The 20750-nt window shown below is 47.2% G+C and carries 21 protein-coding genes and 2 pseudogenes; 10 read left to right on the top strand and 13 right to left on the bottom strand.

Annotated features, from left to right (window positions below; all coding sequences use genetic code 11):
- The first annotated feature begins 8 nt into the window (after positions 1 to 8).
- The gene (gene rnd, locus DSM2777_RS09950) at positions 9 to 1124 is read left to right on the top strand and encodes a ribonuclease D (protein ID WP_061553857.1); all 1116 of its coding nucleotides are present in this window, start codon (positions 9 to 11) and stop codon (positions 1122 to 1124) included.
- Between the two features lie 267 nt (positions 1125 to 1391).
- On the opposite strand, the gene minE is transcribed toward rnd, so the two are convergent.
- Genes minE through minC form a run of 3 tightly spaced genes read right to left on the bottom strand, consistent with a single transcriptional unit; the run spans position 1392 to position 3186 of the window.
- Positions 1392 to 1661 (bottom strand): cell division topological specificity factor MinE, encoded by a 270-nt coding sequence (gene minE / locus DSM2777_RS09955; protein WP_004090202.1) that lies wholly within the window; start codon positions 1659 to 1661, stop codon positions 1392 to 1394.
- A gap of 3 nt (positions 1662 to 1664) precedes the next feature.
- The gene (gene minD, locus DSM2777_RS09960; protein WP_061553858.1) at positions 1665 to 2477 is read right to left on the bottom strand and encodes a septum site-determining protein MinD; all 813 of its coding nucleotides are present in this window, start codon (positions 2475 to 2477) and stop codon (positions 1665 to 1667) included.
- Positions 2478 to 2502: 25 nt separating this feature from the next.
- Positions 2503 to 3186, bottom strand: a complete 684-nt coding sequence (gene minC, locus DSM2777_RS09965) for a septum site-determining protein MinC (RefSeq protein ID WP_046457706.1) — start codon at positions 3184 to 3186, stop codon at positions 2503 to 2505.
- 136 nt (positions 3187 to 3322) lie between these two features.
- Here minC and DSM2777_RS09970 point away from each other — a divergent pair.
- From DSM2777_RS09970 to DSM2777_RS09980, 3 genes and pseudogenes are all read left to right on the top strand, one after another.
- A pseudogene (locus DSM2777_RS09970) lies at positions 3323 to 3607 on the top strand (YcgL domain-containing protein).
- 243 nt (positions 3608 to 3850) lie between these two features.
- Positions 3851 to 4507: a fumarylacetoacetate hydrolase family protein gene (locus tag DSM2777_RS09975; protein ID WP_061553859.1), complete on the top strand. Its 657-nt coding sequence runs from the start codon at positions 3851 to 3853 to the stop codon at positions 4505 to 4507.
- A gap of 106 nt (positions 4508 to 4613) precedes the next feature.
- Positions 4614 to 5075, top strand: a complete 462-nt coding sequence (locus DSM2777_RS09980) for a YcgN family cysteine cluster protein (protein ID WP_046457703.1) — start codon at positions 4614 to 4616, stop codon at positions 5073 to 5075.
- Positions 5076 to 5253: 178 nt separating this feature from the next.
- Here the strand turns inward: DSM2777_RS09980 and DSM2777_RS09985 are convergent, their stop codons facing one another.
- The 3 genes from DSM2777_RS09985 to nhaB form a co-directional block, all read right to left on the bottom strand.
- Complete coding sequence (locus DSM2777_RS09985; protein WP_025801989.1) at positions 5254 to 5445, bottom strand: hypothetical protein; 192 nt, start codon at positions 5443 to 5445, stop codon at positions 5254 to 5256.
- Between the two features lie 181 nt (positions 5446 to 5626).
- Positions 5627 to 6157 (bottom strand): disulfide bond formation protein DsbB, encoded by a 531-nt coding sequence (gene dsbB, locus DSM2777_RS09990; RefSeq protein ID WP_046457702.1) that lies wholly within the window; start codon positions 6155 to 6157, stop codon positions 5627 to 5629.
- 110 nt (positions 6158 to 6267) lie between these two features.
- Positions 6268 to 7845 (bottom strand): sodium/proton antiporter NhaB, encoded by a 1578-nt coding sequence (gene nhaB, locus DSM2777_RS09995; protein ID WP_061553860.1) that lies wholly within the window; start codon positions 7843 to 7845, stop codon positions 6268 to 6270.
- A 246-nt stretch (positions 7846 to 8091) separates the two neighbouring features.
- Here nhaB and DSM2777_RS25085 point away from each other — a divergent pair, with 246 nt between their 5' ends.
- On the top strand, positions 8092 to 8223 hold the full coding sequence (locus DSM2777_RS25085) for a hypothetical protein (protein ID WP_004090179.1): 132 nt from the start codon (positions 8092 to 8094) through the stop codon (positions 8221 to 8223).
- Positions 8224 to 8283: 60 nt separating this feature from the next.
- Here DSM2777_RS25085 and DSM2777_RS10000 read toward each other — a convergent pair whose 3' ends face one another.
- Positions 8284 to 8571 (bottom strand): hypothetical protein, encoded by a 288-nt coding sequence (locus tag DSM2777_RS10000; RefSeq protein WP_025801995.1) that lies wholly within the window; start codon positions 8569 to 8571, stop codon positions 8284 to 8286.
- A 298-nt stretch (positions 8572 to 8869) separates the two neighbouring features.
- Between DSM2777_RS10000 and fadR the strand changes: the two genes are divergently transcribed.
- Entirely contained in the window at positions 8870 to 9589 is a 720-nt protein-coding gene (gene fadR, locus DSM2777_RS10005) for a fatty acid metabolism transcriptional regulator FadR (protein ID WP_025801997.1), read from the top strand.
- Positions 9590 to 9662: 73 nt separating this feature from the next.
- Here fadR and DSM2777_RS10010 read toward each other — a convergent pair whose 3' ends face one another.
- Positions 9663 to 11198 (bottom strand): SpoVR family protein, encoded by a 1536-nt coding sequence (locus tag DSM2777_RS10010; protein WP_025802000.1) that lies wholly within the window; start codon positions 11196 to 11198, stop codon positions 9663 to 9665.
- 700 nt (positions 11199 to 11898) lie between these two features.
- Between DSM2777_RS10010 and DSM2777_RS10015 the strand changes: the two genes are divergently transcribed.
- A complete protein-coding gene (locus DSM2777_RS10015; RefSeq protein WP_061553861.1) occupies positions 11899 to 13203 on the top strand; it encodes a D-amino acid dehydrogenase in 1305 nt (434 codons plus the stop codon).
- 89 nt (positions 13204 to 13292) lie between these two features.
- Positions 13293 to 14362: pseudogene (dadX, locus tag DSM2777_RS10020) on the top strand (catabolic alanine racemase DadX).
- Between the two features lie 22 nt (positions 14363 to 14384).
- Here dadX and DSM2777_RS10025 read toward each other — a convergent pair.
- From DSM2777_RS10025 to DSM2777_RS10035, 3 genes are all read right to left on the bottom strand, one after another.
- Positions 14385 to 15584, bottom strand: a complete 1200-nt coding sequence (locus tag DSM2777_RS10025) for a multidrug effflux MFS transporter (protein WP_061553862.1) — start codon at positions 15582 to 15584, stop codon at positions 14385 to 14387.
- A 73-nt stretch (positions 15585 to 15657) separates the two neighbouring features.
- Positions 15658 to 16227 (bottom strand): 3'-5' exonuclease, encoded by a 570-nt coding sequence (locus DSM2777_RS10030; protein WP_061553863.1) that lies wholly within the window; start codon positions 16225 to 16227, stop codon positions 15658 to 15660.
- Positions 16228 to 16312: 85 nt separating this feature from the next.
- The gene (locus DSM2777_RS10035; protein ID WP_046457696.1) at positions 16313 to 16528 is read right to left on the bottom strand and encodes a YccJ family protein; all 216 of its coding nucleotides are present in this window, start codon (positions 16526 to 16528) and stop codon (positions 16313 to 16315) included.
- 224 nt (positions 16529 to 16752) lie between these two features.
- On the opposite strand from DSM2777_RS10035, the gene DSM2777_RS10040 reads away from it, so the two are divergent.
- Entirely contained in the window at positions 16753 to 16995 is a 243-nt protein-coding gene (locus tag DSM2777_RS10040) for a YceK/YidQ family lipoprotein (RefSeq protein ID WP_046457695.1), read from the top strand.
- Positions 16996 to 17010: 15 nt separating this feature from the next.
- Here DSM2777_RS10040 and DSM2777_RS10045 read toward each other — a convergent pair whose 3' ends face one another.
- Positions 17011 to 17265: a hypothetical protein gene (locus DSM2777_RS10045; RefSeq protein ID WP_046457694.1), complete on the bottom strand. Its 255-nt coding sequence runs from the start codon at positions 17263 to 17265 to the stop codon at positions 17011 to 17013.
- A 420-nt stretch (positions 17266 to 17685) separates the two neighbouring features.
- On the opposite strand from DSM2777_RS10045, the gene ompC reads away from it, so the two are divergent.
- On the top strand, positions 17686 to 18789 hold the full coding sequence (gene ompC / locus DSM2777_RS10050; protein ID WP_061553864.1) for a porin OmpC: 1104 nt from the start codon (positions 17686 to 17688) through the stop codon (positions 18787 to 18789).
- 76 nt (positions 18790 to 18865) lie between these two features.
- Here ompC and DSM2777_RS10055 read toward each other — a convergent pair whose 3' ends face one another.
- Entirely contained in the window at positions 18866 to 20641 is a 1776-nt protein-coding gene (locus DSM2777_RS10055; RefSeq protein WP_046457693.1) for an ABC transporter ATP-binding protein/permease, read from the bottom strand.
- Positions 20642 to 20750 lie beyond the last annotated feature (109 nt).

Raw genomic sequence — 20750 nt, forward strand, 5'->3', positions numbered from 1 at the left:
ATGATGTTTTGAATTATCAGCTGATTACCACCAGTAGCGAACTTAAGCAGGTTTGCGAGCAGGCAAGCCGCCACACTTATATTGCGCTAGACACCGAATTTGTTCGTACCCGCACTTACTATCCTCAGTTAGGCCTGATTCAGCTTTTTGATGGCGAAACGCTGTCGCTGATCGACCCGTTGCCAATTACCGACTGGCAGCCCTTTGTTGAACTGCTGAAAAATCCAGACGTCACAAAGTTACTGCATGCGGGCAGCGAAGATCTGGAAGTTTTTATTCATGATTTTCAGACGCTGCCAACGCCTATGATCGATACGCAGATTTTGGCTGCTTTTACGGGGCGTCCACTTTCATGTGGTTTTGCTGCGATGGTGAATGAGTATTTGCAGGTTGAATTGGATAAAAGCGAGTCGCGCACTGACTGGCTGGCACGCCCGCTGACCGAGCGTCAATGTGAATACGCTGCCGCTGATGTGTTCTATCTGTTGCCGCTAGCGCATAAGCTTATTGCAGAAGTGGCTGAGGCTGGCTGGACTGATGCCGCAAACGATGAGTGCTTGGCGCTATGTCGTCGTCGACAGGAAGTGGTCAATCCAGCTTTAGCCTATCGCGATATTACGAATGCTTGGCAGCTGAGAACGCGTCAGTTGGCGTGTTTACAGAAACTGGCGGAGTGGCGAATCAATCAAGCCAGACAGCGTGACATGGCGGTTAATTTTGTGGTGCGCGAGGAAAACTTGTGGCAGGTCGCACGCTATTTGCCGACCTCGCAAGGGGAATTGGGCGAACTGGGGCTCAGTGGCCCAGAGATCCGTTTCCATGGCAAAACGCTGGTGGCGATGGTTGCTGAGTCAGCCAATATCCCTGAGTCTGAATGGCCACAGCCGGTAGAACGCTTGGTCGATCACAGCGGTTATAAGCATGCGTTCAAAGAGTTAAAAACCGCAGTGCAAAGCGCGGCGGAACGTAGCGGATTAACGGCAGAGCTGATTGCTTCGCGTAGACAAATAAACGCACTGTTAAGCTGGCACTGGAAGCTGAAAGACGAGCAACCTGACTTACTCCAGGGCTGGAGAGCGAATTTGCTGGGTGAGCAGGTTAGGGCCATTTTGGCGACCCTGTGATCGTCTTAGCCATCGCACAATAAAAATAAAGACAGCTATTAGCTGTCTTTATTTTTTCGAACATATCAGAAAATGAATCAATAATATAAAAACAAAACTTATAGAAAGTAGTCTATGTGAATATTCTTAATATCCATTGGTGCATTAATTAATATTAGGAATAATCTTGATAATAGCTATTTTTGAGATAATGACTTATTAAAAAGGTCTGTTTATATATACAGGCGTTCCCTTATATTTCTATAAGAGAACGTCAGAATGATAAAATCATTTAGCTGCTTCTTCTGCTTCAGGCAAGGTCACATTAAGCTCTAATACCGAAATATCATCGCCTTTTTGTTCGAACTGTACCGTCAGCATTTCTGGATCTATCTGCACGTATTTGCAGATTACCGCCAAGATATCTCGTTTTAACTGGGGTAAGTACTGTGGCTCACTATCGCCGCGGCGTCGCTCCGCAACAATAATTTGCAGCCGTTCCTTGGCTATATTGGCTGTCGGCTTTTTGCGCGACAGGAAGAAATCAAGTAATGCCATGTTTTATCCCCCGAACAGGCGTTTCAGGAAGCCTTTTTTCTCTTCTTCAACAAATCGGAATGCACGTTCTTCGCCCAGTAAGCGATCGACCATGTCTTGGTAAGCCTGACCGGCGTCGGACTCTTTATCCAGTATAACAGGTTCGCCTTGGTTTGATGCGCGCAGTACGGATGGGCTTTCTGGGATCACGCCAACCAGCGGGATGCGCAGAATATCCAGCACATCTTCCATGCTCAGCATGTCACCACGGCTCACGCGGCCTGGGTTGTAGCGAGTCAGCAGCAGATGCTCTTTGATTGGATCTTCGCCTTTTTCAGCACGGCGAGATTTTGACGCCAAAATGCCGAGGATGCGGTCAGAGTCACGTACAGACGATACTTCTGGGTTAGTAGTAATGATGGCTTCATCAGCGAAATACAGCGCCATTAGCGCGCCGGTTTCGATACCCGCTGGTGAGTCACAGACGATGAAGTCAAAGTCCATTTCGCCGAGATCGTTTAAGACTTTTTCAACGCCTTCGTGCGTTAGTGCGTCTTTATCGCGAGTTTGTGAGGCCGGAAGGATGTAGAGGTTTTCTGTACGCTTATCTTTGATTAACGCCTGATTAAGAGTGGCATCACCTTGAATCACGTTAACAAAATCATACACCACACGACGCTCACAGCTCATGATCAGGTCAAGATTACGCAGACCGATATCAAAGTCGATAACAACGGTCTTTTTACCTTTTTGGGCCAAACCGGTAGCGATGGCTGCGCTAGATGTGGTTTTACCAACGCCCCCTTTACCGGATGTAACAACAATAATGCGTGCCATGTATATGGGTTCCTTGTCGAAGGGCCTAGAATAGAGGTTGTATAGTTAAGGCACTGTCGCTCAAATTGAGTCTGGCAGCCTGCCCATAAAAAGCTTCAGGGATTTGATCGCTCAACCAGTACTGACCGGCGATAGACACCAGTTCAGCCGCAAGGTGAGCACAAAAAATCTGACTGGATGTATCTCCGCTGGCTCCGGCAAGGGCGCGTCCGCGCATCATGCCATAAATATGAATATTGCCATCGGCGATCACTTCGGCACCCGCGCTGACGCTGCTGGTGACAATCAAATCACAGTCTCGTGCATATATTTGCTGTCCAGACCGAACCGGCGTACTCACAATACGGGTTTTAACCGGTGCGGGTGGCTCGGGTAACGCGGCGGGCGCACTTTTCTTAATACCTTTCCCTTCACTTAGCAAAGGCAAGCCTGCACGCGTTACAGCACGTTTAAGCCCTTCATCGGTGCAACCACTTACGCCAATGACATGCAGCCCAGCTTCGGTAATGGCCTGTTGTAATTTCTGCCAGCTTGCGCCTTCAGGGACGTTAGCAATATTAATAACAACAGGGGCATTTTTCAAAAAAGCGGGCGCTTGCTCGACTTTTTCGATTAATGCCTCACGTATTACCTCCGGTTGCGAATTATGCAAATGAACAACCGAAAGGGTAAAACTGCTGCCTTTTAGTTCTATTGGCGATTGTGACATCTATCCTGACTCAGTTTCAGCAACTTTAAATCCCCGGAATAACCACACAGGGGGTAATATTCCGATGTACATTAAGCATGTTATAGTCAGTGCTATATCTAGGCAAGTCGCCGTCTGAATTAATTAGAGTGAAAAAATGATTTGTACCATTTACAGAAGTTCAAAACGCGATCAGACCTATCTTTATGTCGAAAAAAGAGACGATTTCTCATCGGTGCCTGAAGAACTGATGAAAAGTTTTGGCTAGCCACAATTAGCCATGATGATCGATTTAGACAGTAAAAAGAAATTGGCCTCTGCCGATATTGAAAAAGTCAAAAACGCTTTAAAAGAGCAAGGGTATTATTTACAGCTGCCACCGCCGCCAGAAAGTTTGCTAAAGATGCATTTCGAGCAAACTAAAAAATCTTCGGATGAATGAATAGTGTGATGCTATTCACATAAATATAGAGCGCCGAGCTATCTCGGCGCAAATCCATTGAAGTGTTGATGATTGCGGCTGTAGTTTCATACTTAGTTTCATACCGAGTTTTTATATCTAGTTCTAGAAGAAGGGCAGGAAGCTAAGCCACCGTTGGCGGCTCGATTCTCGCTTCAGATTATGTATGCCCCTTGGAATAACGTGGCGATAGCATCGCGTTGTGTATAACCACAGGAGAAGTCTATGTATCAACATCGTGATTGGCAGGGCGCATTGCTAGAGCTTCCTGTCAGTAAAGTGGTTTGCGTTGGCAGTAACTACGGCGATCACATCAAAGAAATGGGCGGTATGCAGGCACCAGAACCGGTGTTATTTATCAAACCTGAAACGTCTCTTTGTGATATTCGCCAGCCTGTTGCTATCCCGAAAGATTTTGGCTCGGTTCATCATGAGATTGAGCTGGCGATTCTGATTGGTACACCGCTGAAACAGGCAAATGAAGATCGTGTGGCTCGCGCTATCGCAGGCTATGGTGTAGCGCTTGATCTTACGCTGCGTGATATTCAGGCTGAATGCAAAAAAGCAGGGCGCCCTTGGGAAAAAGCGAAAGCCTTTGATGGCTCCTGCCCAATTTCTGGCTTTATTCCTGAATCTGAATTTGGCGACCCACAAAATGCGGAACTCAGCTTAAGCATCAACGGCGCTGTTCGCCAGCAAGGCAATACGCGTGACATGATTACGCCCATTCTGCCGTTGATAAGCTATATGAGCCGTTACTTTACTCTGCGTGCGGGTGACATAATTTTGACCGGAACGCCGCAGGGCGTTGGGCCTTTAGTCTCGGGTGATATGCTAACGTTGTCTATCAATGGTAACTCATTGAGTACGCGCATTATCTAACCCGCAATGTCCTTACTAAGCACAGTTTTAGTAAGGACAAAACTTGCATCTCATCGTCAAAGCGTCTATATAGTGCAGCCCAACTGTAATTATCGGACACACAAGCATGACAACTCTCCCTTTCTGGCAAGAAAAGACATTAGCTGAAATGAGCAATGATGAATGGGAATCACTTTGTGATGGTTGTGGGCAGTGCTGTTTGCACAAGCTTCAAGACGAAGATACCGACGAAATCTACTTCACCAACGTTGCATGTAACCTACTCAACATTAAAACGTGCCAGTGTCGTCACTACGAACGCCGTTTTGAGTATGAAGAAGACTGTATCAAGCTAACCCGCGAAAACCTTGAAACCTTCGAATGGCTTCCACCAACCTGCGCCTATCGGATGGTGCACGAAGGCAAGGACTTGCCAGAATGGCATCCTCTCAAAGTAGGCTCTAAAAAAGCGATGCACGCGGAGCGGATCTCGGTACGCTACATTGCTGTGCGAGAAAGCGAAGTCAACGATTGGGAAGATCACATTATGAATAAACCGTTCTGGGCAACCAATGGGGCTGATTCGTAATATTAAATTTGTAGATTACGAGAAAAAAGCCAGCAGCTGGTTTAATTAATAATAGAGTTTAAATATTATTAATTGCGCGAGATTTACTCAAAGATTAAGAGCCTGATAGATTTCTTCGAATTTTATTCGTTGCTAATCTTCAGGCTTTTTTACGTTAAATGTTGCCTAAGCGACTAACTTACAGATGCTGTAGTCGCTCAACCGAGAGGATGTGTAGGTCTTTTGCACTGGCGCTAAGGTATTGCGCTACGTCAATCAGCGCGGCCTCCAGAACCTCGCCATCCTCCTTACTCAATGTGGCTTGCCCATTCATGATGAAATCATGTACTTCATTGTTTGATCTGTAGATAACTTTGAATTGATGCATCATAGATTAACTTCCTGAATGTTAGACGTCATGATTCAAGATTAGAGGGCTGAGGCGAGGGATTCAAGGATGCGAGGATAAATAGGCTGGTAACTGTGACCATCCACCTGATTTACGCCTTTGTGAAGTGTATGGGATATAAAAAAAGCACCGGTTAAGGTGCTTTTGTCTATCAAGGAAGTTGTTAGCGGCCAAACAAATCGCGGCGTTTCGGTTTTACAAACTGCGCGATGAACACCAATGCGGCAACCACTATGAACGCGGCAAAGATGCCGACTAGCCACTGAGGCATCTCTAACGTTAGAAATTCCCACTGACGCACTGAACAGTCGCCTGATGCCGAGAAAATGCTTGGCGCCCATTTGTCTAATGGTAACCACGAAGGGAAGGAGACAAAGAAATCACAGGTCACAAACGGCGACGGATGCAGTTGGATCATGGTGTGCTTCCATGCCAGCATCAGGCCTTCATAGGCGCTATAAATCCATATCAGAAGCGCAACCCAACGTAGCGGTGTTTTAGGCGCGATGGCGCCAACAATGCCTGCGCCCATGATACCGAACAATGCACAGCGCTCATAAATGCATAATACACATGGCTTTAATAGCATGACATGCTGAAAATACAGTGCGACCAACTCAAATACAAATGCGGTAATGGCTAAAAGTACCCAAGCTCCGCGTCCACGAGAACAACCATTCAAAAATTGCAACATATCAGATCCATTCCATGCCACAGCTAGATGTGCGCAGTGTAAACGATATTGTCTTACCTGCCAGCTATTTGATTGAAAAACTAGTCATTGTTTAAGCATTAATGACGTTGCTAATTAACGCTCGACAATACCTCATTGACCGGCGGTAAAGACAGCCAATGCCACTGGTAAAACAGTTGAGTCACCGGTTCTAATGTGAACTGGACGCAGGCTAACCCAACAAGTGTCATTACAACGGTATAAGGCAGAGCCATCCACACCATCCGCCCATATGATAAACGGATAAGCGGGGAGAGCGCTGACGTTAATAAAAACAAGAACGCGGCTTGACCGTTTGGCGTTGCCACCGATGGCAAATTCGTACCGGTATTGATCGCAACAGCCAGCATCTCAAACTGTTTAAGTGAAATCGCGCCTGATTCCAACGCCGCTTTCGCCTCATGAATATACACTGTACCCACGAATACGTTGTCTGAAATAGACGAAAGTAGACCATTAAACAGATAAAAAAGTGTTAATTGATGTTCAGGTGAGGCCTGAAGCACAAAATGAATGACCGGTGAGAATAATTGCTGGTCGATAATAACGGCAACGACGGCAAAAAATACGGTTAACAACGCGGTGAACGGCAGTGACTCCTGAAAAGCCTTGCCGATAGCGTGTTCATCGGTAACGCCACAAAATGCCGTTGCTAGTACGATAACACTCAGGCCAATCAAACCGACCTCGGCCAGATGGAACGCCAGCGCAGCGATCAGCCAAATACCAATCAGTGCCTGAATAAACAGTTTTTGGCGTTCTTGGCGGGTGCGCTTGCGCGTAGCGTTTTGATCGTATTCACGCAGAACTTGGCGCACGCGTTTTGGCAAACGGGTGCCGTAGCCAAATACGTGAAAACGCTCAACCAAATAGCAGGTCAAGATCCCACAAACAAACACAGGTACGGTGACGGGAGCCATGCGTAATAGGAAGGAAACAAAATCCCAGTCGGCGCTTTTAGCAATGATCAGGTTTTGCGGCTCGCCGACCATGGTCATTACGCCACCGAGCGCGGTACCTACGCCTGCGTGCATCATGAGGCTACGTAAGAAAGATCGAAACTGATTTAAGATCGCGCGGCGGCCCGCGTTTTGTAAATGGCTATCATCATTTAACGCTAATGATTCATCGATGCCTGACGCGACTTTATGGTAGATACCGTAGAACCCAACGGCCACGCTGATCACCACCGCGATGACCGTCAATGCATCAAGAAACGCAGATAGAAAGGCAGAAGCAATACAAAAAGCCAGCGAGAGTGCGATTTTTGAACGGATGTTAAGCAGCAGCTTGGTAAATACAAACAGCAGTAGCTGTTTCATAAAATAGATGCCCGCTACCATGAAAATCAGCAGCAGCACGACTTCGATATTAGCGGCCACTTCGTGCTTAACTTTTTCAGCCGTGGTCATTCCTATGAGGACGGCTTCAAAAGCGAGTAGTCCGCCAGGAAGCAGGGGATAGCACTTTAGCGCCATGGCAAGGGTGAAGATGAACTCAGCAACCAGAAGCCACCCAGCCACAAACGGGCTGACAAAAAAGAATACCAGTGGATTCACCAGTAAAAAGATCAGAATGGCGATTTTGTACCAGTCTGGTGCGTTACCAAGAAAATTTTTGCTGAAAGCCTGAGAAAATGTGGTGTTCATAACAACTCTGCACCCAAAATTTGAACAAACAGATAGAATATTTTAATGCGAAGCTCTGACTATACTCTTTTTGTTCTGTGACGTAAAAGTAGACGGAAATAAAATAACTCCTTTAAAATCATTTTATTATTATGGTTTTTTATCTCGGGAATTTATGTCTGTACAGAATATGAACGTGAGCGAGGGGTTTTACCTGCGTGAATAACGCCGTTATACTGCGTTTATTGATCTAGCGAGGTATTCTGTATGAACGAAGATATTTTTGATTTTGACATTGATGCTCAACTTGAGCAGGCTGAAAAGCGTGCGCAGGAAAAAGCGAATGAAGTCCCCGTTGAGCTGAATGATGAAGCCGACTGCGAAGGCTGTAAAATCTAGCCGCGAAAGACACAAAAAAACCGCCGTTCAGGCGGTTTTTTTTATGCACATCACAATAGCCTAATAGGCTTCTCTGATATCGCCAATCACGGTTTGTGTCACCGGCAATGCAATATTGAGGTCGCCCATGGCGCTCATTGCTGGCAGGGAGATATTGAGATCGCCAACGTCAGGGGATTTTCCATCCTCTAAAGCGGAAGCTTCTACTGACTGTTGATAATGTGGTTCAGACTTAGGCTGAGGTTTCCGGAAAAAACGGGGCATACCGCTGCCGCCATAGACCGTCACCAGTAGGGCGGAAGTCGTCAACACACAGGATGCGCTAATCAAAATACCTGCAAGATCCATACTGTCCTCTGAACTCGATTGATAACGATTGTTATTTTAACTCTCATATCTATCAGCAATCCAGATCTAATTGAGTTTTATTCTTATTTGCTAATGAGGTGTTAATTGATGAAGGCGTCTTTTACATAGAAATGCAGGTGTGTAACATAATTACCGCAAAGAAATGAGGTTATTTTTGTGATGGGTGATCTATTGTTTCGCGCAATCCCGAGCATCAACGCTATATCAGCCATAGGCGATCTGGTATGATGAGCGCCATGTTATTAGTGGAATATCGTCGTTACGGAACGTCAACAATATGGTTATTAAGGCGCAGAGTCCAGCAGGGTTTGCAGAAGAGTATATCATTGAAAGCATTTGGAATAATCGCTTTGCACCTGGATCAATCTTACCGGCAGAGCGTGAGCTGTCTGAGCTCATCGGTGTCACTCGCACCACGCTGCGTGAGGTTCTACAGCGATTAGCTCGAGATGGTTGGTTAACTATTCAGCATGGTAAACCAACAAAAGTGAATAATTTCTGGGAAACCTCAGGTTTAAATATTCTGGAAACATTAGCTCGCCTCGATCACGATAGTGTTCCGCAGCTTATTGATAATCTGCTCTCCGTGCGTACCAATATCGCGTCTATCTTTATTCGTACAGCGGTGCGTCAGCATCCAGATAAAGTGCAGGAGATCTTGGCTCAGGCAGAGACTGTGGACGATCACGCAGAAGCTTTCACGGACTTGGACTACGGGATTTTCCGTGGGCTGGCCTTTGCTTCTGGCAATCCTATCTATGGTTTGATCCTTAACGGTCTGAAAGGGTTGTATACCCGCGTTGGGCGTTATTACTTCTCAAATCCAGAAGCGCGCAAATTAGCATTAACCTTTTATGCCAAGCTAAGCCAGCTGTGCCACGAGCAGAACTATGAGAAAGTCATGGAATACGTTCGTAACTATGGCAAAGACAGCGGTGCTATCTGGCATAGTATGCAGGGATCAATTCCAAGCGATTTGGCTGAAGGCCGCCGCTAGCTGATTGGGTCGCAAAAAGAATAAAACAAAGGGCGCATGATGCGCCCTTTTTGCGTACTGTAATCGGAAAAGGTCAAAGCTGATTGGGGCGAGCGGGGCAGCGCTCCAGCAGCTCGACATTGCCATCGTCATTAAGCTGTTCTAAATACACATCGAATCCCCATAACCGGTGCAGATGCTTCAACACTTCGCGGCGGCCTTTATCCAGCGGAGCTCGATTATGCGGTACATAACGCAGCGTTAACGAGCGGTCACCGCGCAGCGCGACATTCCATACCTGAATATTCGGTTCGTGGTTACTCAAATTATACTGCGCCGACAGTTGCTCACGGATGCGGCGATAGCCCTCTTCATTATGAATCGCATCGATTTCCAGATAGTTATTCCGGTCATCATCTAATACGGTGAAAAGCCTAAAATCGCGCATCAGCTTCGGTGATAAGAACTGGCTGATAAAGCTCTCATCTTTAAAATCACGCATGGCGAAATGCAGCGTATCTAGCCAATCCGTACCGGCGATGGCAGGGAACCAATGACGATCCTCTTCGGTCGGGTTTTGGCAAATTCGTTTAATATCTTGGAACATGGCAAAGCCCAGCGCATAGGGGTTAATGCCATTGTAATAAGGGCTGTTGTACGCGGGCTGATACACCACGTTGGTGTGGCTGTGCAAAAATTCCAGCATAAAACGGTCACTGACCAAATTTTCATCATAGAGATGATTCAAAATCGTGTAGTGCCAGAAGGTGGCCCAACCCTCATTCATCACCTGAGTCTGTTTTTGCGGATAAAAATACTGGCTCACTTTACGCACGATGCGCACGATCTCTCGCTGCCAAGGCTCTAGCAACGGGGCATTTTTCTCTAAGAAATAGAGAATATTTTCCTGTGGCTCGCTGGGAAAACGGACGGCTTCAACCGCGTGCTCTTCGCGCTCGCGGCGCGGCAATGTTTTCCACAGCTCGTTAACTTGGCTTTGCAGATACTCTTCGCGTGATTTCTGGCGCGCAATTTCATCTTCCATGGATATTTTTTGCGGGCGCTTGTAGCGGTCGACGCCGTAGTTCATCAGCGCATGGCATGAGTCCAGTAGGCGCTCAACCTCATCAACGCCGTAACGCTCTTCACATTGAGTAATGTAATGGCGAGCAAAGAGCAGGTAATCCACGATCGAACTCGCATCTGTCCAACTACGAAAGAGATAGTTGTTCTTAAAAAACGAGTTATGCCCATAGCAGGCATGTGCCATCACCAATGCCTGCATGGTAATGGTGTTTTCTTCCATCAAATAAGCGATGCAAGGGTTCGAGTTGATGACAATTTCATACGCTAGGCCTTGCTGACCATGCTTATACAGCTGCTCGGTTTCGATAAATTTTTTACCGAAGGACCAATGGGTATAGTTGATAGGCATACCAACGCTGGAATAGGCGTCCATCATCTGTTCGGCGGTGATCACCTCAATCTGATGCGGATAGGTGTCCAGTCGGTAGTGTTTAGCAACCCGATCGATTTGATCTAGATAATCCTGTAGCAACGGAAATGTCCAATCAGGACCATCACTTAATGTGGTGGCTTCCCGTGCCTGCTTACGAGTTGAAATAGTCATTAGCGCATCTCCCGACGAAACATGATTGTCAGTGGACTTTTTGTCAGTGGATCTGTCAGACATGCAGACCCTGTAACAAGCGTAGCTCAAGGGAGAAAAAGCGAGATGTTTTGTCGTGCTACCAATCACTTAAAGTGACAAAAACGCATTATCAGAAAGTTTTTTTGCTGGCTGAAAACCTCTCAATTGATAGTTTTTAACTCTGCAAATATCGCAAAAATTCAGCATGAAATTTTATTCATCTCGCTATTCCTAGTGACCATGTGACGAGGTCAGTCGCCACGCAGTCGCTCAGTTAATTTTGTAGATAACGAAATGAAAATCGCCACTTTATGCTGGTTTATGATTTTCAGATAGATGTATGTAGCTGTTTGATAGTCGCCAAACAATAGAAGTCACTGTGAGTCACATTTATACAACATAAAGTAAAGCTTAGCGTCCAGCAGGGCTATTTAGAATGTCATATGCTTAATACTAATGTTACAAGCGTGTAAATTAAATAATGATGTAGGCTCATATATTTCAATGGGTTAGTGATAATCACCGCAATACAGGAAAATGCGGTGCGTTACCCGAGTTCTATGAATAATCGTGATTTCATTCACACTTGCGCTAAGAAATGTTGGATGGGTTTTTATATTTAGTTGTTTTTATGTAACCAGAATATTGTGCTTTTAACCATCGGGATGTGGAGTCGTCTATGCGTGTTATCGTGCTGGGTAGTGGAGTTGTCGGCGTGGCGAGTGCTTGGTATCTGGCGCAGGCTGGCCATGATGTTGTGGTGTTAGACCGTCAAGATGGCCCTGCGCTGGAAACCAGTGCGGCAAACGCGGGGCAAATCTCTCCGGGCTATGCGGCTCCTTGGGCTGCGCCAGGCGTTCCGTTGAAAGCGATTAAATGGATGTTCCAGCGCCATGCGCCGCTGGCGATCCGTTTGGACGGCACCAGCGATCAGCTGCGCTGGATGTGGCAAATGCTGCGCAACTGCGATAGCTCTCACTATGCGCTGAATAAATCTCGCATGGTGCGTTTGTCTGAGTACAGCCGTGATTGTCTAAAAGCATTAAGGGCGGAAACCAACATCCATTATGAAGGCCGCCAAAAAGGGACGCTGCAACTGTTCCGCACCGCGCAGCAATTTGAGAATGCGGCGCGTGATATTGAAGTGCTGAAGGAGGCGGGTGTTCCTTATCGTTTGATGGAAGCGAGTGAGTTAGGCTCGGTTGAACCGGCACTCGCGCAGGTTCAGCATAAACTCACCGGTGGTTTGCAGTTACCCAATGATGAAACCGGCGACTGTCAGCTGTTTACCCAGCAATTAGCCGCCATGGCGCAGCGTGCAGGCGTAGAGTTCCGATTTAATGTGTCCATTGATCGTTTGCTGAAAGAGGGCAGCCAGATCACCGGTATTCAGTGCGGCAACGACGTTATTACCGGTGATGCTTACGTGGTGGCATTAGGTTCTTATTCTACCGCACTGCTACATGACATGCTGGCAATCCCGGTTTATCCGCTGAAAGGCTACTCGCTGACCATTCCTATCACCAACCCTGATGGCGCGCCGGTATCTACCGTACTCGATGAAACTTATAAGATTGCGATTACTCGTTTCGACCAACGCATTCGCGTAGGGGGAATGGCGGAAATCGTTGGTTTCAATACTAACCTCTTGGATGCGCGTCGTAAGACCTTGGAAATGGTGGTTCGCGATCTTTATCCAAACGGTGGGAATATCGAGCAGGCTAAATTCTGGACGGGTCTACGCCCGATGACGCCTGACGGAACACCAATGGTCGGCAAAACGCCGATTAAAAACCTGTATTTAAACACCGGACATGGAACATTAGGCTGGACGATGGCCTGTGGTTCTGGGCAGCTGCTGGCTGATATTATTTCAGGTATCACTCCGGCTATACCTTCGGAAGATCTTTCTGTTGCCCGCTACGACAAACGTTTTCATCAGCAAAGCGGCCGTAGTTTGAGCGATATCCATACCGCACATTAATAAAAAATAGCGCGTTTATGGGGGCTGTTTATGCGCTCCCAAACGCTGCGGTTCACCTGCATCTTGCTTTAATTTCACAGGAGAGGGCTATGCCTCGCCCCATACACGCTACGGTACATCTATCGGCGCTGACCCATAATTTGCGTCAGATACGTCAGCAAACTCGCGGCGCTAAAATTTGGTCAGTGGTTAAAGCTAACGCCTACGGTCACGGCCTTGGCCGAGTATGGCCAGCGTTAAAAGAAACGGATGGCTTTGCGTTGTTGGATATCGACGAAGCGATTTTGCTGCGTAAGCAGGGCTGGGAAGGGCCAATTCTGCTGCTTGAAGGATTTTTCAGGCGCAGGATTTAGCGCTTATCGATCAATATCGACTGACTACGGTGATTCACTGTGAGCATCAGTTGCAGATGTTACAGCACGCACCGCTGAGCCAACCAATCGATATCTATCTCAAAGTTAATTCGGGCATGCATCGGCTTGGTTTCATGCCTGAGGATTTGATGGCGGCTTATCATTCTGCCCGTGCGTTACCTCATGTGGGGCACGTTACTTTGATGACCCATTTTGCCAATGCTGATAATCATCTTGGCGTTGAGCCACAGCTCGCCGCGTTTAACGCCGCTTGCGCCGATATTTCAGCCCCACGCTGTTTAGCCAATTCGGCAGCCGTGCTTTGGCATCCGCATACGCATGCAGACTGGGTTCGGCCGGGCATTGTTTTATATGGCGCATCGCCAACTGGACGTTGGCAGGATATCGTCGATGCTAATTTACGGCCAGCCATGAGCTTAAACAGTGAAATCATTGCGATTCAAAATATGGCGTCAGGCGATACTATTGGATACGGCAGCCGTTATCAGGCCAATCAGCCGCAGAGAATCGGTATTGTGGCGTGCGGCTATGCCGATGGTTATCCAAGGCACGCCCCCTCAGGAACGCCGGTGTGGATAAATGGGGTACGTACTTCGTTGTTGGGTGCTGTATCGATGGATATGCTTGCGGTGGATTTAAACGAGCTACCCAATGCGCAAATTGGCACGCCCGTCGAGCTATGGGGACAACATCTGCCGGTTGACGATGTTGCTCAGTCTGCGGGAACGATTGGCTATGAACTTCTCTGTGCCGTGGCACAGAGAGTTCCGGTGATCATTCGCTGATAGTACAAGAGCCGTAATCGAATTAGGACTGATTAATCGACTTCACGCGGCCTTTAAGCTTGCTGCTCAGCAGTCGGGCGGATAAGGCCAATAAGCCACCGAGTAACATGACAATCGCCAGCGCAGGCTTCGCCGACATCGGCAATGCAATGGCGATTAATGCAATACTCGAACCGATCGCCATTTGTACAAAACCGACCAAGGCAGAAGCAATGCCCGCTTCGTCGGAATAAGGCTCCAGCGCATAGCTGGTGGCGGGCCCCATAATAAACGCTAATCCCGCACAGGCACTGGCGACGGGTAACATGTAGCTTAGCCAGTGTTGGCTTGCCGCCTCTGGCAATAAGTGCATGCCCGCCAATAAGCCCACACAGCCTAATCCCATCAGAATAGTGCCCAGCATCAAACAGAATGGGCGACCCGCTCGTTGAATCACTTTATTTGCCAACAGGCTGACCAGCAAAATCCAGAAACCATTACCGCCAAAGATAAGCGAGAAAGTGAGCGGCGAAAGCTGGCCTTCCGTCATCAAAACGGTGGGCGCAAAGGAGACATAGGTGATCGCCATTCCCATTGCGCCAGCATTCACTAAGGCAAAACGCAAAAAGCGACCGTTGCTCAGAATGCGTGCATATTGCTTCAGCGGTAAACCTTTAACCGGTTTGGTATCCGCAGGGCGAGTTTCTGGCAGCCAGATGGCCATAATGATGAAAACCACGACGGCATAGAACACCAAGAACCAGAATGGGGCGCGCCAGTTAAATAACTCTGCCAATATGCCGCCTAACAGCGGAGCCAATGCCGGCACAATGTTGAGCGTGCCGTTGAGAAAACCATAGGCTTTTGCCGCCTCGTTGCCGCTTAGACGGTCGCGAACACCGCTGAAACACACTACGCCGGTGCAGCAAACGGCACAGCCTTGAACCACTCGGGCAATGACGAAAATATCGGAGGAGGTTGAAAGCGCCGCCAAAATTGAGCCCACGATGTAGAGCGAAATGCCCACCAGCGCGATAGGACGACGACCAAATTTATCCACCAACGGGCCCGCAATAAGCTGACCCAGCCCCATCACTAATAAAAATAGGGAAATGGTGGACTGAATAACTTCGTTCTTAACCTGAAAATCAGCGGCAATTGCCGGGATAGTCGGCAGGAAAAGATCGATCCCCAAAGGACCAAACAAAACAAGCGTAAGCAGTAGCAGAATATAGTTTCGCATAATAATTTTTTAATGGTGATTGGCAGTTAAGCAGGTGTTTCTCATCCGTATTTTCGGAAACGTTCCGATATGTTTACTGATGATTTTCAAGCGCAGACGGTATCACACGTAGCGAACGGAAGATATCTGAGACATAGCGAGCCTGATGCCGCGCATCGTCCAACGGCAGATGTGGCACGCCTTCAAAAGGCCGCGTTTTTTTAGGATCAAAGCCAAGCGTGCGCGCCAGCGTGACCAAGGTACGCACATCCTGTGTGCGCCAAAAATCCCACGGGCAGACCATCTCAAGCTGATCATAGGCATGCTCCAGAATCGAACAATCGAACTCTTTACCGTTGCCCCATACGTGGACTTTATCCGTTGTGTGGATCTGAATAAAACGGCTGAACTGAGTCAGTACTTTTTTCAGGGTTTCGGTGCCGGAAAAAGCTTCCTTACGTGCCGCGTCAGACTGCTGCGCCCACCACGCGACCGTATCTGCGCTGATGGTTCGCTGTGGCTGTGGCTTTTGTGGGCTGATCTGAGCGGTAAAGCTTTCACCTAGCTCACCCGTCATCGGGTCAAAAAATACGGCCGCTACGGAGAGGATCACCGCGCTTGGCGTGGTATCCAGCGTTTCAATATCTAGCATCAGATGGTGCATAGCGTTGCCTTTAACGACAAAAAGAGTGAAAAAAAGAGATAAAAATGCCCGCGGTCACGGGCATAGTCTGAAGGGATGAGGCGCGTTATACGTTGGCGCGGAAGATAGTTTCTTCACCCCAGTACAGCTCATCTTTATCTGTTTTAGAAAAAGCCAATGGCAAGACTTCGTCGCTGCCTTCTTCCCAAATTTTTTCAGCTAACACTTCATCGTTCTTAGCTAATTCGAAAATTGCGTGTGCGATTTCGATAGATGTCTGACGTAGACGCGCCCAGTCGGCGATGTGATGTGAATCTGACATAACAGTCTCCTTAAAGACGAACGAAGTAACCTGATTCAGTATGAACTTGTTTTCGCTATTGGGTTAGTTTCGAGAGCTCAAGTGCTATAAATTTAATCACTTACCACGGTGTGTTAGCTCGAGAATCAACCGTAACTGCTTAAGGTTAACCTTATCGCAGGTGTCAGCGTCTAGCCACTGATATATACTCCAAAATTGTTTCATGGCATCAATATGAGAAAAGTATGAAGACAGGACTATGGCCAAAATGGGTTTTGCTTGCGACCTGTGTGCTGTTGCTCAGCGGGTGTGGCAGCATCATTAGCCGAACGGTGGGGAAAGGGCACGGATATCAATATTATCCAGGCGTGCAGTGGGATCTTCGCGATAGCCCTTGGCGTTATGTCACGGCGTTAGACGTGCCGTTTTCATTGATTGCCGATACGTTTATGCTGCCGTTTGATGCTAAGCATGGCCCTTATAACTGAACATGGCTGAGCAGATCACTTGATTTGCAAAAGTCGCTTACGGCGCAACAAGTTTTCATCGCCGATAAGTCGGTCGATTGCGCTTAATAGCAATGTTTTGCGTTCAAGGCTGGTTTCTTGATCGGCTGAGTGAGCTAACGAGTTAATTAACTTACCATAGACAATATCGCCTTCGCGCCCGACTAAATCGCTGACGGCCTCGCCGATAATTTTAGAAACTTCATTGCGAAATAAATTCTGGGCGACATCATCAATTAATAAGCTATTCATCAGTCAGTTCCTATACACAGGTCAAGCTACGTCAGGTATTTGAGGATGCACTTGAACAGTGCAAAAAAGTAAAACCTCAAAAGTATAGCCCTGTTTTCAGCATGCCCACGGTAAAAGAGATTGATGATATTTAGAAAAATGTTAGCAAACATTTTGATATTTTACACAATGATCGAAAATATTAGTAACTCTTATCAATGCAGGCTCTGGGCATATTACCCCAGATTCTTGTAGGTGTTTAATTCACCGAATTTTTCCTAAAATTAAGCCCTGTTTTTTATCGGTCTATTTCATTGTCATCAAAAGTATTTTTTGTGTAATAAAACTTACATCTTCATTCGGTAAAACATCTGCGCCTTCAGAAATAGGCAAGGCATAAAAAATACGTAATTGCAGATAACAATATTGATGGATGAGACAATGAAAAAAAGCGCGTTGGCAATGATGATGACATTGGCTGTTGCTTCTCTGGCAACACCTGTTTCGCAGGCAGCAGAAGTTTACAATAAAGACGGCAACAAGCTGGATATGTATGGTCGTGTGAAGGCTGAACATTATCTTTCTGACAATAATGCGGTGGATGGCGACCAGTCCTATGTGCGTTTCGGATTCAAAGGCGTTACGCAGATCACCGATATGATGCAGGGCTTTGGCCAGTGGGAATATCAAATTGCCGCCAACCGCGCAGAAAGCGATGGCGCGACAGGAACAAAAACACGTTTAGGCTTTGCGGGACTAAAATTTAGCGAGTTTGGTTCGTTCGACTATGGGCGTAACTACGGTGCGCTGTATGACGTTGAAGCGTGGACGGATATGATCCCCGAGTTCGGTGGCGACAGCTATACCAAAGCCGATAACTTCATGACGGGGCGTAGCACCGGTCTGGCAACCTATCGAAATCGTGATTTCTTTGGTCTGGTCGATGGCTTGAATTTTGCGTTGCAGTATCAAGGCAAAAATGAAAACGATCGCGACATTACCAAACAGAATGGTGATGGCTACTCGTTATCGACGACCTATGAAATCGTTGACGGCATTTCTATCGGTGGCGCGTATGCCTCTTCAGACCGCACGCGTGCGCAGCAGGCATCGGCATTTGGTCACGGCGATAAAGCCGATGCTTGGACCGGTGGCTTAAAATATGATGCTAATAACGTTTACTTAGCTGCCATGTATGCCGAAACACGCAATATGACGCCAATATCAGGTACGTCTGTGATTAATGGAGTTAATACCAGCGTGAAAGGGCTGGCTAATAAAACGCAAAACGTAGAAGTGATTGCGCAATATCAATTCGATTTTGGTCTGCGTCCGTCACTGGGATATATCCAATCCAAAGGTAAGGATATTGAGGGTGTGGGCGATGCTGATTTAGTGAAATATATCGATGTGGCGGCCACTTATTACTTCAATAAAAACATGTCGGCGTTTGTGGACTACAAAATAAACCAGCTAAACGACAACAACCCGTTGAATTTGAATACGGATGACGTAGTGGCGTTAGGGCTGGTTTATCAGTTCTAATAAATAGAGAGTCTAGAACTAACGTGTTCTTGGATTGAATAAACCCCGCATACTGAAAGCCAGCATGCGGGTTTTTTTAGTGATTGAGCGAGCTAATTTCAATCACGGATGGGGCAGAGTAGTACATCTCTTCTTGGTCGGCATCGGCCTGCTTAACAAATTTCCAGCGAATATTATGGAAAGGTGCCACGCTGCTACGGTGTGCGACGCTGATCAAGGTTGTGTCGGGCAGCATTTGGTTGATCAGTTGATAAACACGCTGTTCAGTTTCTTCATCCAGTGCGCTGGTGGCTTCATCCAGATACAGCACGTCGGGTTTTATCACCAGTGCGCGGGCAAATGACAAACGCTGTTGCTCACCAGGGGATAGTTGATGAGTCCAGTTGGCGCGAACGTCTAACGCCTGATGCAGATGATGTAAGCGACAGGCTTTTAAAACCTGCTGTAATTCTTCGTCGCTATAACCGTCTGAGCTTTGCGGATAGCACAATGCATCGCGCAGCGTACCAATGGGCAAATAACTGCGCTGAGGTAAAAACAGCACGCTGCGTTGGTCGGCAGGAGGTTGTGAAATTTCCCCATGCCCATAAGGCCACACGCCAGCAATGGCACGTAGCAGCGTCGATTTCCCACAGCCAGAAGGACCTGTGATTAAGATTTTATCTCCGCGGCGTGCGTGCAGATTGGCATGGCTGAACAGTTCGCGCCCTTGATGCAAGCTCAGGGTGAGATCGCGCGTAACTAATGAATCATCACGATCGTCACAGGTCGTGTGAGAAAGATGACTAGGATGTTGCTCAATCGCAGTTATTGCCGCGTTAAAACCCGCCAAACGGTTTACACAGGCTTTCCACGAGGCCAAATCAGTAAATGCACCAATGAACCAAGAAAGGGCTCCCTGTACCTGTCCAAACGCAGAAGCAACCTGCATCAGCGTACCGAGCTGGATGGCGTTGGCAAAATAGCGCGGTGAAGCCACCAGAATAGGGAAAATATTGGCAAACTGATCGTAAAAGGTAGAGGCCACATTCAGACGCTTCGTTAAGCGCATAATCGACCACCAGTTGCCGCGAATGTTTTCAAACTGGCCGCTGAGCTGATTTTTTTCCTGTTGTTCACCGTGATACAGCGCAATAGGATCGGCATTGTCACGGATTCGAATCAAGCCAAAACGAAAGTTTGCTTCGAAACGTTCTTGATCGAAACTTAATCCCACCAGCGGACGCCCAATCCACCAAATTAAAATTGACCCCATACCGGCATAGAGCAGGGCGAACCACACCATATAACCGGGGATAACAAACTGGTGGTCATTCAACATGAACGAGATGGAGCCGCTGACCGTCCATAATATGGCGATAAACGAAAACAGCGTCACCAGACTGGAAAGCAGGCCGAGGCTTAAAGAGAGTGTGCCGTTGGTGAGCGCGTTGAGATCCTGCGAAATACGCTGATCGGGGTTATCAATGGTCTGTTGAATTTCCGTGTGGTAATAGGCTTGATGTGAAAGCCATTTACTCATGTATTTTTCGGTCATCCAACGACGCCAGAGCATCTGCAAGCCCTGAGTCAGATAGATACGATAAATCGCGATAACGATAAAGATAACCGCCAGATAGCTAAAGCGTATTAGCTGCGCTTTGAAAACTTCGTAATTACGGTTTTGCAGCGCATCGTAGAAAACACGATTCCATTCGTTTAACAAAACATTGATATACACGCCAGCGAGCGTGAGGGCGATGATCGCAATAAGGCGAGTCCAGGCGCTGACTTTTTCTTCAGAAACCCAATAAGGTTTAATCAATTGCCACACTTCTGACCAGTGTGTTGTTCTGTGAAGAGGTTGCTGCATAAGACGGTATTCCTGATGCAATGGTGACACTGAAAGTGATAAACAAACGCGACAAAAAAACTGTTGTCTAGATTGTGACAGACAGCACAATCCCACAAATGTTCAGTTG

The sequence above is a fragment of the Obesumbacterium proteus genome (genome assembly GCF_001586165.1).
GTDB lineage: Bacteria > Pseudomonadota > Gammaproteobacteria > Enterobacterales > Enterobacteriaceae > Hafnia > Hafnia protea.